The sequence below is a fragment of the Rhizobium sp. K102 genome (assembly GCF_022385315.1).
GTDB classification, from domain to species: Bacteria; Pseudomonadota; Alphaproteobacteria; order Rhizobiales; family Rhizobiaceae; genus Rhizobium; species Rhizobium croatiense.
This window is the reverse complement of the sequence record NZ_CP092438.1, coordinates 231,155-248,030: the sequence shown is the minus strand read 5'-3', so window position 1 is coordinate 248,030 and position 16,876 is coordinate 231,155. Positions and strand designations below refer to the sequence as shown.

Annotated in this window: 13 protein-coding genes; 11 read left to right on the top strand and 2 right to left on the bottom strand. The window is 63.2% G+C overall.

Annotated elements, in window-relative coordinates:
* The first annotated feature begins 96 nt into the window (after positions 1-96).
* A complete protein-coding gene (locus tag MHI61_RS31785; protein WP_345774882.1) occupies positions 97-969 on the top strand; it encodes a LysR substrate-binding domain-containing protein in 873 nt (290 codons plus the stop codon).
* On the opposite strand, the gene MHI61_RS31780 is transcribed toward MHI61_RS31785, so the two are convergent.
* A complete protein-coding gene (locus MHI61_RS31780; RefSeq protein ID WP_239793447.1) occupies positions 947-1,936 on the bottom strand; it encodes a GlxA family transcriptional regulator in 990 nt (329 codons plus the stop codon). The two genes, MHI61_RS31785 and MHI61_RS31780, sit on opposite strands and share 23 nt — an antisense overlap.
* A gap of 105 nt (positions 1,937-2,041) precedes the next feature.
* On the opposite strand from MHI61_RS31780, the gene MHI61_RS31775 reads away from it, so the two are divergent.
* The 10 genes from MHI61_RS31775 to MHI61_RS31730 all read left to right on the top strand — a co-directional run bounded on the left by MHI61_RS31775 (position 2,042) and on the right by MHI61_RS31730 (position 15,751).
* Positions 2,042-2,944: a 3-keto-5-aminohexanoate cleavage protein gene (locus tag MHI61_RS31775; protein ID WP_239793446.1), complete on the top strand. Its 903-nt coding sequence runs from the start codon at positions 2,042-2,044 to the stop codon at positions 2,942-2,944.
* 7 nt (positions 2,945-2,951) lie between these two features.
* The gene (locus tag MHI61_RS31770; protein WP_239793445.1) at positions 2,952-4,442 is read left to right on the top strand and encodes a carnitine 3-dehydrogenase; all 1,491 of its coding nucleotides are present in this window, start codon (positions 2,952-2,954) and stop codon (positions 4,440-4,442) included.
* A gap of 9 nt (positions 4,443-4,451) precedes the next feature.
* A complete protein-coding gene (locus MHI61_RS31765; protein WP_239793444.1) occupies positions 4,452-5,612 on the top strand; it encodes an acyl-CoA dehydrogenase family protein in 1,161 nt (386 codons plus the stop codon).
* A gap of 4 nt (positions 5,613-5,616) precedes the next feature.
* Positions 5,617-7,671: an acetate--CoA ligase family protein gene (locus tag MHI61_RS31760; RefSeq protein WP_239793443.1), complete on the top strand. Its 2,055-nt coding sequence runs from the start codon at positions 5,617-5,619 to the stop codon at positions 7,669-7,671.
* Between the two features lie 6 nt (positions 7,672-7,677).
* On the top strand, positions 7,678-8,460 hold the full coding sequence (locus tag MHI61_RS31755; RefSeq protein ID WP_239793442.1) for a carnitinyl-CoA dehydratase: 783 nt from the start codon (positions 7,678-7,680) through the stop codon (positions 8,458-8,460).
* A gap of 118 nt (positions 8,461-8,578) precedes the next feature.
* Complete coding sequence (locus MHI61_RS31750; RefSeq protein WP_040143081.1) at positions 8,579-10,168, top strand: ABC transporter substrate-binding protein; 1,590 nt, start codon at positions 8,579-8,581, stop codon at positions 10,166-10,168.
* A gap of 97 nt (positions 10,169-10,265) precedes the next feature.
* A complete protein-coding gene (locus MHI61_RS31745) occupies positions 10,266-11,273 on the top strand; it encodes an ABC transporter permease (protein WP_097584583.1) in 1,008 nt (335 codons plus the stop codon).
* Positions 11,270-12,097 (top strand): ABC transporter permease, encoded by an 828-nt coding sequence (locus MHI61_RS31740; RefSeq protein WP_239793441.1) that lies wholly within the window; start codon positions 11,270-11,272, stop codon positions 12,095-12,097. The genes MHI61_RS31745 and MHI61_RS31740 overlap by 4 nt, the downstream gene beginning before the upstream one ends.
* Entirely contained in the window at positions 12,090-13,721 is a 1,632-nt protein-coding gene (locus tag MHI61_RS31735) for an ABC transporter ATP-binding protein (protein ID WP_239793440.1), read from the top strand. The genes MHI61_RS31740 and MHI61_RS31735 overlap by 8 nt, the downstream gene beginning before the upstream one ends.
* A 26-nt stretch (positions 13,722-13,747) precedes the next feature.
* Positions 13,748-15,751: a CocE/NonD family hydrolase gene (locus MHI61_RS31730; protein WP_239793439.1), complete on the top strand. Its 2,004-nt coding sequence runs from the start codon at positions 13,748-13,750 to the stop codon at positions 15,749-15,751.
* Positions 15,752-15,754: 3 nt separating this feature from the next.
* Here the strand turns inward: MHI61_RS31730 and MHI61_RS31725 are convergent, their stop codons facing one another.
* Positions 15,755-16,666 carry an alpha/beta hydrolase gene (locus MHI61_RS31725; protein ID WP_239793438.1) on the bottom strand — a complete coding sequence of 304 codons (912 nt, stop codon included), beginning with the start codon at positions 16,664-16,666 and terminating at the stop codon, positions 15,755-15,757.
* Positions 16,667-16,876: the final 210 nt, after the last annotated feature.

The window sequence follows — 16,876 nt, the reverse complement described above, 5'->3', positions numbered from 1 at the left end:
AGAAGGAAGTCGAACGCAGCTCATTTCTGCGCTACGAATTGACATTAGACAAACGAATAGTAGTGATAGCTATCATCGATTTTTTCTATGGCTGCCATGCAAGAACCGATCGAAAGCGACCTTCTCAGAACCTTCCTTGTTGTCGCCGAGACGTCGAACTTTTCGGCGGCCGCGCAGCGTATCGGGCGGACGCAATCTGCCATCAGCACGCAGATCAAGAGGCTCGAGGCGACAATCGGCGAAACTCTTTTTGAGCGCGGCGCCCGCGGCGTGCTGCTGACGCGTCAGGGTATCCAGCTCGTGCCCTATGCTCGCAGGGTCATCGATCTCCTGAACGAGGCGGCCGCGACGATCCGCAGCAAGCCGCTCGACGGGCCGGTGCGCATCGGCATTCCGGAGGAATACAGCCAGACGGTGCTGCCGGCAGCGCTTGCGGCTTTCGCGGTTCGCCATCCGGCAGTCGAAGTCACCGTCTCCTGCGATTATACGGTCCGCAACCTCGCCGCCCTGGAACGGGACGAACTCGATCTCGCCGTCGTCTTCGACTGGAGCGATCAGAACAAGGGCGAGGTTCTCTGCGTCGATCCGACCGTCTGGGTCACATCGATGGTGCATCGGCTGCACGACATCGATCCCCTGCCGGTTGCGACCTACCGCAACTCCACCTGGTCACGCGATTTTGCGCTGCGCTCGCTGGAGCAGATCGGCCGCAGCTACCGGATCGCCTTCATCGCTGATACCGGTTCGGGGCTGAGGAATGCCGTGACCGCCGGCCTTGCCGTCACGACGCTTTCCCGCAGCAGCATTCCGCCCGGCTGCCGCGAACTGACCGCCGAGGATGGCTTTCCGCCGGTCGATTCCTCGAAGGTCGTACTGCGCCGCAATAGTTTCCGCTCCAGCGAGGCCGTGCGGGAATTGGCCGAAATGCTGCGGGACGCATTCCAGCCTATGTCGGTGCCGATGATATGACGCGGCGGTGCAAACGGCGCCGCGTCTCCGACGGGCTTTCGGAAAAACTTGCCCGGTAGCTTCTCGCAAAGGCCGAGGCCGAATTGAAGCCGGTCGCCGCCGCGATGTCGGCGAAGGAGGCTGTCGTCTCGATCACCTTGCGTCGCGCCGTGTTCAGCCGCAGCGCCAGATAATGCACATGCGGCGGCGCGCCGATGCTCTGCTGGAAAAGATCCTGCAGGTGGCGGGCGCTGATGCCCACCCTGCGGGCGAGCCGCGCCAAAATCAGCGGCTGCTCGATATGCTCTTCCATCAGGTGCACCGCCTGCGTCACGCGGGGGTCATGCAGGCGCAGTCCCGCCGACGCGGCGGAAAGCATTTCGTCGGCGTGGAAGGAAGGCTGCTCATAACGGAACAGCCGGCTGACTTCGAGCGCCAGCGAATAACCCTGCCGCCTCCGGATCACCTCCAGCATCAGGTCGACGGTCGGCAGCGAACCTGATGTCGTCAGCCGCTTGCCGTCGATGACGAAACGATCCTTGACGGCCCTGACCTCGGGATAGGCCAGGGCGAAATCCTCGTAGTCTTCCCAGTGGACGGTCGCCGGCAGTCCGTCGAGCAGGCTTGCTTCGGCGAGCAGCCACGTGCCGGACTCAATGCCGGCAATGATGGTGCGGTAGCGGGCTGCCTGCGAGAGCTGCATCTTCAGCGCCGGCGTGGCGCTGCGGCGCCAGTTGTAACTGGCCAGCACGAACAGCGGCGTCTCCTCGGTCGTCGCCCGGAAACTTCCCTCAGCCGGGACGGCGATATGGCTGGTGGTCGGGACCGGCGCTCCATCCGGCGTCAAGAGCCGCCAGCGATAGAGTTCGCTGCCGGCGATGCGGTTGGCGCCACGCAGCGGCTCGATGACCGACGCAATCAGGATCAGGTTCGTCTCCGGCAGGACGAGAAGATCGATATCGAGCCGTTCCGTCGACCGCTGCAGCAAGGTCGCCTCCCATTGTTCCGATAATGTATCAGCAACTTCCGAGAATGCAAAGCATCGTCGGCCAACCTGTCGCGTAATGCCCGACAAGACGGGGAGAACAAAAACATGCCTCTAGCGATGAATCGCGATGTTTTCATCACCTGTGCCGTCACCGGCGCCGGCGATACGGTTTCCAAATCCAGCCATGTTCCCATCACTCCCAAGCAGATCGCGGATTCCGCGATCGACGCCGCCAAGGCTGGGGCGGCTGTTGTTCACTGCCATGTCCGCGATCCGGAAACGGGGGCTGCCAGCCGCCGCAACGAGCTCTACAGGGAGGTCACCGATCGCATCCGCTCGGCCGATATCGACGTCGTCCTCAATCTCACGGCCGGCATGGGCGGGGACCTGATCTTCGGGGATGTCGAAAGGCCCCTCCCCCTCAATCAGAAAGGCACTGATATGGCGGGCGCCAGCGAGCGCGTCAGCCATGTCGCCGAATGCCTGCCCGAAATTTGCACGCTCGACTGCGGCACGATGAACTTCAACCTCGGCGACTATGTCATGACCAACACGCCGGCCATGCTGCGGGCGATGGCGAGGAAGATGACGGATCTCGGCGTGCGGCCGGAGATCGAAGCCTTCGACACCGGCCATCTCTGGTTCGCCAAGCAGCTTGCCGAGGAAGGCCTGATCGAAGACCCGGTGTTAATCCAGCTCTGCATGGGCATTCCCTGGGGAGCGCCCGACGACCTCAACACCTTCATGGCGATGGTCAATAATGTGCCTGAGAGCTGGACCTTCTCGGCCTTTTCGATTGGCCGCAACGCCATGGCCTATCCAGCGGCGGCGGTTCTCGCCGGCGGCAATGTGCGCGTCGGACTTGAAGACAACCTCTTCGTCGGTAAGGGCCAGCTCGCCACCAATGCGCAGCTCGTCGAAAAGGCCGTGCAGGTGGTGGAAGGCATGGGCGCGCGCATCATCGGACCGGAAGATGTGCGCAAGAAGCTGAAGCTGACGAAGCGCTGAGGATATCATGACCAAGATCAGCAAGGCGGCCTGTATCGGCGGCGGCGTCATCGGCGGCGGGTGGATCGCCCGTTTCCTGCTCGCCGGCATCGACGTCGATGTGTTCGACCCGCATCCGGAAGCGGGCCGCATCGTCGGCGAGGTGATCGCCAATGCCGAAAAAGCCTATGCCATGCTGACCGGCGCGCCCCTGCCGCCGCGCGGCAGGCTCCGTTTCTGCGAGACGCTGGCAGAAGCCGTCACTGACGCCGACTGGATCCAGGAAAGCGTGCCGGAAAGGCTCGATCTCAAGCGCGGCGTGCTGACCGAGATCGATGCCGCGGCGCATCAGGATGCGCTGATCGGTTCCTCCACCTCGGGCCTGTTGCCGACCGATCTGCAGCGCGACATGACGCATCCCGAACGCCTCTTTGTCGCCCATCCCTATAATCCCGTCTATCTGCTGCCACTTGTCGAAATCGTCGGCGGCGAGAAGACTTCGGCGGCAACCATCCGGGCGGCGATGGAAAGACTGCCGCCGATCGGCATGAAGGGCGTACATATTGCCAAGGAGATCGAGGCCTTCGTCGGCGACCGGCTGCTCGAAGCGCTCTGGCGCGAGGCGCTCTGGCTCATCCACGACGACATCTGCACCGTCGAGACGCTCGACGACGTCATCCGCTATTCCTTCGGCCTGCGCTGGGCGCAGATGGGCCTGTTCCAGACCTACCGCATCGCCGGCGGCGAGGCCGGCATGCGCCATTTCCTCGCCCAGTTCGGTCCCTGCCTCGCCTGGCCCTGGTCCAAGCTCACCGATGTCGTCGATCTCGACGATGCGCTGATCGAAAAGATCGGCCGGCAATCCGACGAACAGGCGGCGGGCCTTTCGATCCGCCAGCTTGAGCGCATCCGCGACGAAAATCTCGTCGGCATCCTGCAGGCGCTGAAGGGCGGCGATGGCGGCAAGGGCTGGGGCGCCGGCAAGCTGCTGAAGGACTTCGAGCAATCGCTTTGGGCGCAAGGCGGAGGCGAGACCATGCCCGCCGATCCTTCGAAGCCGTTGCGGCTTGTCGAAACCAAGGTGAGCCCTGCCTGGGTCGACTATAACGGCCATATGACCGAGCACCGCTATCTGCAGGTGTTCGGCGATACGTCCGACGCGCTGCTGCGCCTGGTCGGCGTCGACCTTGCCTATGTCGAGGCGGGGCACAGCTATTACACGGTGGAAAGCCATATCCGCCATCTCGGCGAGGCGAAGCTTGGGCAGGCGATCCATTCGGCCTGCCAGATCCTGACCGCCGACGAGAAACGGCTGCATGTCTTCCACACCCTGCACGAGGCGGCGACGGGCGAGCTCATCGCAACCGCCGAGCAGATGCTGCTGCATGTCGACAGCAAGGCGGGCAAGGCGGTGGCGGCCCCGGCTGCGGTGCTCGACAGGGTAAAGGCGATTGCCGCGTCCCATGCGGAACTGGCGCTGCCCGAAGGCGCCGGCCGTCACGTCGGCCAGAGGCGGTAGGAGGACGGTATGGATTTTGGTCTCAGCCAGGAACAGGAAATGATCGTCGAGACGGTCCGCGCCTTCGTCGAGACCGAAATCTATCCGCATGAGAACGAGGTCGAGCGGACCGGGATCGTCCCGCCGGAGCTTGGCCGCGAGATCCAGCGCAAATGCATCGATCTCGGCTTTTACGCCTGCAATTTTCCCGAGGAGATCGGCGGCGCCGGCCTCGACCATGTCACCTTCACGCTGGTCGAACGGGAGCTTGGGCGCGGTTCGCTCGGGCTGACGGTTTTCTTCGGCCGGCCTTCCGGCATCCTGATGGCCTGCGAGGGCGAGCAGCGCGAGCGCTATTTACTGCCGGCGGTACGCGGCGAGAAGATCGACGCGCTTGCCATCACCGAGCCGGATGCCGGTTCCGATATGCGCGGCATGAAATGCGCCGCCCGCCGCGACGGTGGCGATTTCGTCCTCAACGGCACGAAACACTTCATCTCGCATGCCGATGTCGCCGATTTCGTCATCGTCTTTGCCGCCACCGGCGAGGAGGACACGCCGAAGGGCATCAAGAAAAAGATCACCGCCTTTCTCGTCGATCGCGACACGCCTGGATTCGAGATCCTGAAAGGCTACGATTCCGTTTCGCATCGCGGCTACCACAACTCTACCCTCAGCTTTACCGATTGCCGGATCCCCCAGGCCCAGGTGCTGGGCGAGGTGCATCGCGGCTTCGATATCGCCAATCAATGGCTCTACGGCACGCGGCTGACGGTTGCCGCCACCTGTGTCGGCCGGGCGCGGCGTGTTTTCGAGATGGCCCTGCCCTATGCCGCCGCACGCAAGCAGTTCGGCAAGCCGATCGGCGCCAATCAGGGCGTCTCCTTCAAGCTTGCCGATATGATCACCGAGATCGACGCGGCCGACTGGCTGACGCTTGCAGCCGCCTGGCGGCTCGATGCCGGCCTTGCCGCCGACCGGCAAATTGCCTCGGCCAAGCTCTATGCCTCGGAAATGCTGGCCCGCGTCACGGATGAGGCGATCCAGATCTTCGGCGGCATGGGCCTGATGGACGACCTGCCGCTCGCCCGCTTCTGGCGCGATGCGCGCGTCGAGCGCATCTGGGACGGCACCTCGGAAATCCAGCGGCATATCATCAGCCGCGACCTGCTCCGGCCGTTGGGAGCATGAGCCGATGACATCTAGCCCGCTCGACCGCCTGCTCAGACCGCAAACGATCGCCGTCTTCGGCGGCCGCGAGGCGCGCAAGGTGATCGAGCAGTGCGACCGAATGGGCTTTTCCGGCAAGATCTGGCCCGTTCATCCCAAATTGGACGAGGTGCTCGGGCGGCCCTGCTATCGCTCTCTCTCCGATCTGCCCGCCGCACCGGACGCCGCCTTCGTCGGCGTCAACAGAACGCTGACCGTCGAGATCGTGCGCGGCCTTTCGCGCGCCGGCGCCGGCGGCGCGGTCTGTTACGCATCGGGCTTCAGCGAGGCGACGGCGGAACTAAATGATGGCGCCGAGCTGCAGCAGGCCCTGCTTTCGGCAGCCGGCGATATGCCGATACTCGGGCCGAACTGCTACGGGCTGATCAACGGTCTCGACGGCGCGCTGCTCTGGCCCGATCAGCACGGCATGCAGCGCATCGAGCGAGGTGTGGCGATCCTCACGCAATCCTCCAATATCGCCATCAACCTGACCATGCAGACCCGGGGGTTGCCGATCGCCTATATGGTCACCGCAGGCAACCAGGCGCAGACATCGCTTGCCGATGTCGCCTGTGCATTGATCGACGACCCGCGTGTCACGGCGGTCGGCCTTCATGTCGAAGGGTTCGGGAACCTCGCTTCCCTCGAACGCCTTGCCGCTATGGCCCGGCGGGCGTGGAAGCCGGTGGTGGTTCTGAAGGTCGGCCGATCGGATCAGGCAAAACGTGCGGCGGTGTCGCACACGGCCTCGCTTGCCGGCAGCGATGCCGTGGCGGACGCCGTGCTCGCCCGCCTCGGCATCGGCCGTGTCCAGAGCCTGCCGGCGCTGCTCGAAACCCTGAAACTGCTGCATGTCGCCGGTCCGCTCGCCAGCCATTCGATCTCATCGATGAGCTGTTCCGGAGGCGAAGCCTCGCTGATGGCCGACGCCGCCGTCGGCCGCAATGTGGAATTCGCAGCTCTGCAGCCGCAGCAATTGCCGCGGCTGCGGCGGGTCCTCGGCGAGATGGCGACGCTTTGCAATCCGCTCGATTACCACACTTTCGTCTGGGGCGATGCCGCCCGCCAGAGCGAAGCCTTCAGCGCCATGTTCGAAGGCGGCTACGCCCTCAATCTCGTTGTCCTCGATTTTCCGCGCGGAGACCGCTGCGATGCGGCCGAATGGTCGATGACGGCAGACGCGGTGGTGGCGGCGGCCTCTGCCACCGGTGCGCGGGCCGGGATTCTGGCGACACTTCCGGAAAACATGCCGGAGCCGGTCGCCGATCGGCTGATGGCCAACGGCATCGTTGCTTTCTCGGGCATCGACGAAACCATCATCGCGGCGGAGGTCGCCGCCGGCATCGGCCGGGCCTGGGATCTCCCGCCTCCTCTGCCGCTGCTCGACATGCCTTGCATGGACGGCGAGATCGAGACGCTGACGGAAGCTGATGCGAAGACGGAGCTTGCTGCCTGCGGCCTCCCTGTTCCCTGGGGGCTGCAGGCTTTTTCTCCCCGCGAAGCCGCCGAACAGGCCGAGCGGCTGGGTTTTCCCGTCGTGCTGAAGGCTCTCGGCATTGCCCACAAGACCGAAGCCGGGGCTGTCGCGCTCAACCTTAGGAATAGTGAGGCGGTTGCGAATGCAGCGGCGGCAATGCCACCGAATGCCGGGTATCTCGTCGAAAAGATGATCGATCCGCCGGTCGCCGAGCTCATTGTGGGGGCCATCCGCGACCCTATCTTCGGATTGTCGCTCACGCTTGGAGCGGGCGGTATTTTCGTTGAATTGCTTGAAGATTCCACCATCCTGCCACTTCCGGCGACGAAAACCGAGATTCACGCTGCGATTTCGCGTCTCAAACTTGCAAAATTGATCTATGGCTATCGGGGGCGGCCAAAAGGTGATCTCGAAGCCGCTGTCGACGCTGTCTCAGCAGCGGCAGATTATGTCGTAAGGAACGCGGCATGCCTGGAGGAACTGGACATTAATCCATTGATGGTTCTTCCCGAAGGGCGCGGCGTTGCCGCAGTCGATGCCCTGATACGGCGGAGGAGGTAGCATAGGTTGAGCGACCACATTCGCACACGACATGACGGCGGAGTGCTCGAAGTCGTCATCGACCGGCCGAAGGCGAACGCCATCGACCTTGCGACCAGCCGTGCCCTGGGGTTGCTCTTCCGAGACTTCCGCGATGATCCAACGCTGCGAGTCGCCATCGTGTCGGGCGCGGGTGAGAAGTTTTTCTGCGCCGGCTGGGATCTCAAGGCGGCGGCATCAGGCGATGCGGTCGACGGGGATTACGGTGTCGGCGGATTCGGCGGGCTGCAGGAATTGCGCGACCTCAACAAGCCGGTCATCGCAGCCGTCAACGGCATCTGTTGCGGCGGTGGATTGGAGATCGCGCTTTCGGCCGATCTGATCATCGCCGCCGATCATGCGACTTTCGCCCTGCCGGAAATCCGCTCGGGCACGGTTGCCGACGCCGCCTCGATCAAGCTGCCGAAGCGCATTCCCTATCATATCGCCATGGACATGCTTTTGACCGGACGCTGGCTCGATGTGCACGAGGCGCATCGCTGGGGTTTCGTCAACGAGGTTCTGCCGGCCAGGCGGCTGATGGAAAGAGCCTGGGAGCTTGCCCGCCTGCTCGAAAGCGGGCCGCCGCTCGTCTATGCGGCCATCAAGGAAATCGTGCGCGAAGCGGAGGGTTCGACGTTCCAGACTGCTATGAACAAGGTCACCAAGCGGCAGTTTGCGACCGTCGACAGGCTCTATTCGAGCGAAGATCAATTGGAAGGCGCCCGCGCCTTCGCCGAAAAGCGAAACCCGATTTGGAAAGGACAATGAAGAGGCGGCGGCAACCGCAGCATTTTCCCGCATGATGCGGGCACCGGAGGTGGAGAGGAAACCGCCTGCGGACCAGCCCGGAAGTTCTGTCAACGCACCACAAAGAAGGAACAGGGGAATGAACGACTATAGCAAATATCTCACAAGCCGCGTCACCGCCGGCGGGCTCAGCCGCCGCGAATTCATGGGACGCGCCATGGCGGCCGGCATCACACTTGCTGTCGCCGACAAGCTCTTCACCGAAAGCGCCGAAGCCGCCGAACCGAAGCGCGGCGGCCACCTGAAGCTCGGCCTCGAAGGCGGCGCCGCCACCGATTCCAAGGATCCGGCGAAGTTCCTGTCGCAGGTCATGTTCTGCATCGGCCGCTGCTGGGGCGACATGCTGGTTGAATCCGATCCGCTGACGGGTGCCGCCGTGCCGGCGCTCGCCGAATCCTGGGAGCCATCGAAGGACGCTGTGACCTGGACCTTCAAGATCCGCAAGGGCGTCAAGTTCCACGATGGCAAGGAACTGACGATCGACGACGTCGTCGCGACGCTGAAGCGTCATACCGATGCGAAGTCGGAATCAGGCGCGCTCGGTGTCCTCGGTTCGATCAAGGAGATAAAGGCCGACGGCGGCAATCTCGTGCTGACGCTTAGCGAAGGCAATGCCGACATGCCGCTGCTGCTGTCGGACTACCATCTGGTCATCCAGCCGAATGGTGGCGTCGACGATCCGCTGGCCTCGATCGGCACCGGCCCCTACAAGATGACGAGCTTCGAGCCCGGCGTCCGGGCGACATTCGAAAAGAACAAGGACGACTGGCGCAGCGACCGGGGCTATGTCGACTCGATCGAGATCATCGGCATGAACGACGCCACCGCCCGTATCGCCGCACTGTCGTCCGGCCAGGTGCACTACATCAACCGCGTCGATCCGAAGACCGTCAACCTCCTGAAACGCGCCCCCAACGTCGAGATCCTCTCGACTGCCGGGCGCGGCCATTACGTCTTCATCATGCATTGCGACAAGGCGCCGTTCGACAACAACGATCTGCGCCTGGCGCTCAAATACGCCATGGACCGCGAGACCATGGTGGAAAAGATCCTCGGCGGCTACGGCAAGGTCGGCAACGACTTCCCGATCAACTCCACCTATGCGCTGTTCCCCGAGGGCATCGAGCAACGCGTCTACGATCCCGATAAGGCGGCCTTCCACTACAAGAAGTCGGGCCATAGCGGCTCGGTGCTGCTGCGCACCTCCGAAGTCGCCTTTCCCGGCGGCGTCGATGCGGCCGTTCTCTATCAGGAAAGCTGCAAGAAGGCCGGCATCGAGATCGAGGTCAAGCGCGAACCGGGCGACGGCTACTGGACCAATGTCTGGAACGTCCAGCCGTTCTCGACCTCCTATTGGGGCGGCCGTCCGACGCAGGATCAGATGTATTCCACCGCCTATCTCTCGACGGCGGACTGGAACGACACCAAGTTCAAGCGTCCTGACTTCGACAAGCTGCTGCTGCAGGCCCGCTCCGAGCTTGATGAAGCCAAGCGCAAGGAGATGTATCGTACCATGGCGATGATGGTGCGCGATGAAGGCGGCGTGATCCTGCCGATGTTCAACGACTTCGTGAACGCCTCCACCAAGCAGGTGAAGGGGTATGTCCACGACATCGGCAACGACATGTCGAACGGTTACGTCGCAACCCGCGTCTGGCTGGACGCCTGATGGCAAGGGGCGCAGCGCCCCTCCGATCTCCGACGAAGCTGGGACCGTGGGAAGAAAACCCGCGGTCCTCCCGACGTTTTAGCCAAAGGCATTTGCCATGACCAACCCTGCCCCCAGCAATATCTTGCCGGGCCTGAGGCTCCGGCAGCGTTTTCCGTTGCTTGCCCTCATCCTCGAGCGCTTCGTGCTCAGCATTATTCTTCTTTTTGCCGTTTCCATCCTGATCTTCGGCGGGCTCGAAGCCCTGCCTGGCGATTTTGCCACCACCTATCTCGGCCAGTCGGCAACGCCGCAGGCCGTTGCCAACATCCGCCAGGATCTCGGGCTGGACCGGCCGGTGACGACACGTTACGTCGAGTGGCTCGGCAATGCCGTCCAGGGCGACTTCGGCACCTCCTGGGCCAGCAAGAATTCGGTGAGCGAACAGATCGGCAAGCGCCTCGGCAATTCGCTCTTTCTGGCGGGGTTCGCCGCGGCGATTTCGGTGCCGCTCGCTGTCGGCCTCGGCATGTTCTCTGTGCATTTCCGCAACCGCATGCCGGATAAGATCATCAACGTGATCTCGCTTGCGGCGATCTCGCTGCCGGAATTCTTCATCGGCTACCTGCTGATCCTCTTCTTCGCCGTGAAGCTCGGCATGGCGACCTTTCCCGCGACCGTCTACGACAGTATGGGTTTCGTCGAGCGGTTGAAGGCGATCGCGCTGCCGACCGCGACCCTCGTCCTTGTCGTGCTCGCGCATATGATGCGCATGACGCGGGCGGCGATCCTCTCCGTCATGTCTTCGGCCTATATGGAGACCGCCGAGTTGAAGGGCCTCAGCGCCTTCCGCGCGATCGTCAAGCATGCCGCCCCCAATGCGCTGGCGCCGATCATCAATGTCGTCGCATTGAACCTCGCCTATCTCGTCGTGGGCGTCGTCGTCGTCGAGGTGGTCTTCGTCTATCCCGGCATGGGGCAATATATGGTCGATGCGGTCACCGTGCGCGATATGCCCGTCGTGCAGGCCTGCGGCCTGATCTTCGCGGCCGTCTATATTTTCCTCAACATGATTGCCGATATCCTCGCGATCGTCGCCAATCCCCGGCTGAGGCATCCGCGATGAGAGCAAGAGACATCCCCATCACCGCCTGGATCGGCATGACAGGCATCGCCATCGCCTTTATCTTCGCGCTCTTCGCTCCCTGGCTCGCTCCCTATGGCGAAACGCAGGTCGTCGGCGACGTCTGGCAGCTGCCGGACGATCAATATATGTTCGGCCTCGACAATCTCGGCCGCGACATCCTCTCACGCCTGATCTACGGCGCCCGCACGACGCTCTTGGTCGCCTCCGCCGCCACGATCATCTCCTTCTCGCTCGGTGTGATCCTGAGCTTCACCGCGGCCGTCTCACGCGGCCTCATCGACACGGTGTTTTCGCGCTTCAATGATTTGATGATGTCGATCCCGACGCTGATCTTCGCGCTGGTGGTGCTGGCGGTGCTGCCGCAAAACCTGGTCGTGCTGATCCTCGTCATGGCGATCCTCGATTCCACCCGCGTCTACCGCCTCGGCCGTGCTGTGGCGCTCGATGTCGCGGTGATGGAATTCGTCGAGGCGGCCAAGCTGCGCGGCGAAGGCAAGCTCTGGATCATCTTCCGCGAGATCCTGCCGAACACGCTGTCGCCTCTGCTGGCCGAGTTCGGGCTGCGCTTCGCCTTCTCGATCCTCTTCCTCTCCACCCTGTCCTTCCTCGGCCTCGGCATTCAGCCGCCGGCGGCCGACTGGGGCGGCATGGTCAAGGATAATAAGGACGGCATCATCTTCGGCATTTCAGCCGCGCTGGTGCCGGGCACGGCGATCGCCGTGCTCGCCATCTGCGTCAACCTCGTCGTCGATTGGCTGCTGAAACGCACATCCAGCCTCAAGGGAGGGCGTGGCGATGCCTGAGCTTCTTTCCGTTCGCAATCTCAAGATCGAAGCGACCAGCTATCCGCCCGGCGAAGCGCCCAGGCGGGTAACGATCGTCGACGGCGTGTCCTTCGACCTTGAGAAGGGCAAGGTTCTCGGCCTGATCGGAGAATCGGGCGCCGGCAAGTCGACGATCGGTCTGTCGGCGCTGGCCTACGGCCGCGGCGGCGCCGAAATCACCGGCGGCGAGGTGCGGCTCGACGGCACCGATATTCTGACGCTCGGCAAGGATGGCATCCGGAAAATCCGCGGCGCCCGGGTCTGCTACGTCGCGCAATCGGCCGCTGCCGCCTTCAATCCGGCCCACAGGCTCGGCGACCAGGTGATCGAAGCCTCCGTCAAACATGGATTGATGAGCCGGGAGGAGGCGCGCAAACGGGCGCTTTATCTGTTCCGCGTGCTCGGCCTGCCCAATCCTGAGACCTTCGGCGAGCGCTTCGCCCACCAGGTCTCCGGCGGTCAGCTGCAGCGCGCCATGACGGCGATGGCGCTCTGCTCGAACCCTGAACTCATCGTCTTCGACGAGCCGACCACGGCGCTTGACGTCACCACGCAGATCGACGTGCTGGCGGCGATCAAGCATGCGATCGAGGAAACCCATACGGCAGCCCTCTACATCACCCATGACCTTGCCGTCGTCGCCCAGATCTCCGACGACATCATGGTCCTGCGCCACGGCAAGCAGGTGGAATATGGCAGCGTCCAGCAGATCATCGAAGCGCCGCGGGAAGATTATACCCGCGCGCTGGTCAATGTTAGGCAGGCCTATCGCGAGGAAGCCGCCGACCAGTCTGCGGCGCTTCTGAAGGTAGAGAATGTCAGCGCCGAATATTCCAACGGCTTCAAGGTGCTGCATGATGTCTCGCTGCATGTGCCGAAGGGGCAGACACTCGCCGTTGTCGGCGAATCCGGTTCCGGTAAATCGACGCTGGCACGCGTCATTACCGGCCTGTTGCCGCCAAGCAGCGGGCGTGTCGTCTTTGCCGGCAAGGCGCTGATGCCCGGTCTCAAGAGCCGGCCGAACGATGATCTGAGGCGCATCCAGCTGATCTATCAGATGGCCGATACGGCGATGAACCCGCGCCAGACGGTGCGCGACATCATCGGCCGGCCGCTGACCTTCTATTACGGCCTGAGAGGTGGGGAGAAGACCGCCAGAGTGAAGGAGCTGCTCGACCAGATCGAAATGGGCAACGGCTTCGTCGATCGTTATCCGGCCGAACTCTCCGGCGGTCAGAAGCAGCGCGTGGCAATAGCCAGAGCCCTTGCCGCCAAACCCGAGCTCATCCTTTGCGACGAGCCGACTTCGGCGCTCGATCCGCTGGTCGCGGAGGGCATCCTCAAACTGCTGCTGCGGCTGCAGGAGGAAGAGCAGCTATCCTATGTCTTCATCACCCATGACATTGCGATCGTCCGGGCGATCGCCGACAGCGTGGCGGTGATGCATCGCGGGAAGCTGGTGCGGTTCGGGCCGAAATCGACGGCGCTATCGCCGCCCTTCGACGACTACACCGATCTGCTGTTGAAATCGGTGCCGGAAATGGAAATCGGCTGGCTGGAACGCGTGCTTGCGACCCGGCGCATGGAAAGCGCCGGTCACTGAAAGACCGGTGTCTGAAAGGAATGAGCATGACGTCGCGCGGCTTCACCACCATCGAGAATGAATGGATCACGCTGAAGGACGGCACGCGGCTTGCGGCGCGCATCTGGATGCCCGACGGCGCCGAGCAGGATCCCGTTCCTGCCGTCTTCGAATTCCTGCCCTATCGCAAACGCGACGGCACCAGTCCTCGCGATGAGTCGACCTATCCGGTGTTTGCGGCTGCCGGCATTGCCGGCGTGCGCGTCGATATCCGGGGATCGGGCGAATCCGACGGCGTCATCGACGGCGAATATACCGAGCGTGAGCTTGCCGATGCCTGCGAGCTGATCGCCTGGATCGCCGCGCAGCCCTGGTCGAACGGCGCGGTCGGCATGATGGGCATCTCCTGGGGCGGCTTCAACAGCCTGCAGGTCGCAGCCCTGCGCCCACCGGCGCTCAAAGCCGTCATCTCGATTGCCTCGACCGTCGACCGCTACAATGACGATATCCACTACAAGAACGGGTGCCATCTCTCCGCCCAGCTCTCATGGGCGGCGACGATGCTCGGCTACCAGTCGCGCCCGCCCGATCCGGCCCTTGTCGGCGAACGCTGGAAGGAGATGTGGATCGAGCGCCTGGCAGGCGAACCGTTTCTCATGGAGGAGTGGCTGAGCCATCAGCGGCGCGATGATTTCTGGCGGCACGGCTCGATCTCGGAGGATTTTTCCAGCGTCGAGATCCCTACGCTCGTCATTGCCGGCTGGGCCGACGGCTATCGCAATACGCCGCTGATGGCGGTCGAGGGTCTGGGCGAGAAGGCGAAGGCGCTGGTCGGCCCCTGGGTGCACAAATATCCGCACTTCGCATGGCCGAAACCGCGCATGGATTTCCATGCCGAAGCGATCGCCTGGTGGAGCAGATGGCTGCGCGGCGAGGACAATGGCATCGACCGGCTGCCGCAGGCGCGCGCCTATATTCTCGATGCTATCCGCCCGGCTCTCCGCCGCGACAGCGATCCGGGTTTCTGGGTGGCGAAGGACAGCTGGTCGCCGCCGAAGATGCAATGCTTCTATGTCGAGCAATTCGGCAGGCTGACGGAGGGCATGCCGATCCCGCATGCGCCGGAGCATCCCGTCTATCTCAGTTCTCCCCTCGATACCGGCACGGCATCCGGTGAATATTTCACGCTGAAGCCCGATGCCGAAATGGCGATCGACCAACGCTCGGACGATGCCGGCTCGCTGGTCTTCGATACGATGCCGCTGGCGCGGGATCACGACTATCTCGGGCGGCCGGTGCTGACGCTTGCGCTGCGCTCCCGGGCATCGAGCGGAAATCTCTGCGCCCGGCTCGTCGATGTTCATCCCGATGGCACGGCGACGCGGGTCACCTTCGGCGTCGTCAACCTCACCCATCGCGACGGCAACGCCGATCCGAAGCCGCTGACCGCGGGCGAGACGGTGTCGCTCCGGCTCGTGCTCGATGCCTGCGGCTATCGCTTCCGCAAGGGACATCGCATCCGCCTTTCGCTTTCCACCGCCTATTGGCCGATGATCCTGCCGCCGCCGGAAGACGGGGGGATCGATATCGATATCGCCTCACTTGGTCTTGGGCTGCCGATGCTTGGCGAACACGAGAGGATTGAAATCGACGAACCGGCCAATCCCGATCCTTTGCCGAAATATATCGAGCATGCCGCCGCCGCGACCAAAAGACAGGTTGTTCGTGATCTTTCGTCGAACCGCACGAAATACCGCATTCATGAGGATACCGGGCTCTACGAACATCCTGAGACCGGCCTGTCGACCCGGCAGTTGCGGGAGGAAGTCTGGTCGATCTCGCCCGATGATCCGCTATCGATGACGGGGATTTCGACCTGGACCTGCGACATGCGCCGTCCCGGCTGGTTCGTCCGCACCGTCGCGACGGCGCGGATTGCCTGCACGGCGACCGATTGGATCATCAGCGCCATCGTCACGGCTTTCGAGGATGACGTGCAGATCTTCGAAAAGGTCTTCGCGGAAAAGAAGATCGCCCGCGACCTGATGTGATCGTCAGGCGCTCGCAAAATGCCGGACGGCCTCGCAGACCGCGCGGAAGCCGTCCTTGGCGCCGTCACTCATGTGGCGGGCGCGCAGCCAGGCATGCACCATCTGCGGCTCCTCCCGGAACGAGACCTCGATGCCCTCCGCAGCCAGCCGGGCGGCATATTGCCGGCCGTCGTCGCGGAGCGGATCGAAATGCGCGACCGTGATGAAGGCCGGCGGCAGCCCGGCAAGCGACGGCGCCTGCAGCGGCTCGGCGATCTCATTGTTGTCAGGCGCCTGCAGGATCGTGCGATAATAGGTGACATCTGCCGTTGTCAGGCCGGGCGCCGCAGCCATTTCGACATAGGAACCTGCGGCAAGGTCGCCGCCGAGCGCCGGGTAGATCAGCACCTGGCCGACGACGCCTGATAGCTCCTCATTGCGTGCGCGCAAGGCAAGGCCGGCCGCGAGATTGCCGCCGGCGCTGTCGCCGATCAGCACGACCTTGCTCCCGGCGGAAAGCAGATGTTTCAGCACGGCAAAACCGTCATCCGTCTGCGCCGGCCAGCGATATTCGGGCGCGAGCCGATAATCGACCGATACGAGTTCCGCACCGGCGAAATCGGCGATCTCGGCGCAGATGGCATGATGGCTCTCAAGCGAACCGACGGCGAAACCGCCGCCATGAAGATAGAGCAGAATGGTGCGGGTAACGATTTTGCGCGGACGGTAGCGCCGGATCGGTACGCGCTGGACCATGCCGTCCGCAAAGATCATATCCGGGGGCAGCGGACGGTCGAAGCGCGCGCAAAGGGCATCGTACCAATGCCGCTGCTGTTCGACCGATGCCTCAATCGCATCCGGCGGATAAAAAGCATCGCAAATTGCGAGAAATTGCAGGATGCCCTTTTCGGTGGGGACAGGCGTTGGAGCGGACATTGGGGGTCCTTTCGATTTGGAACATGCAGATCCATGTCCCTGGCCAACTCTGCCGTCATCTTGCGCCTTTGCGATGGAACCGATCTGTCCGGCAGCGACCCGTTTATGTCGCGGCGCTCGATTATTTTGAGCCCAATTCAAAATTCGCCAAAATTTTTTTGGCGTCGACCCAAGGAAAGCCATCGGAGAAACGTCTCAATCCCGAAATAG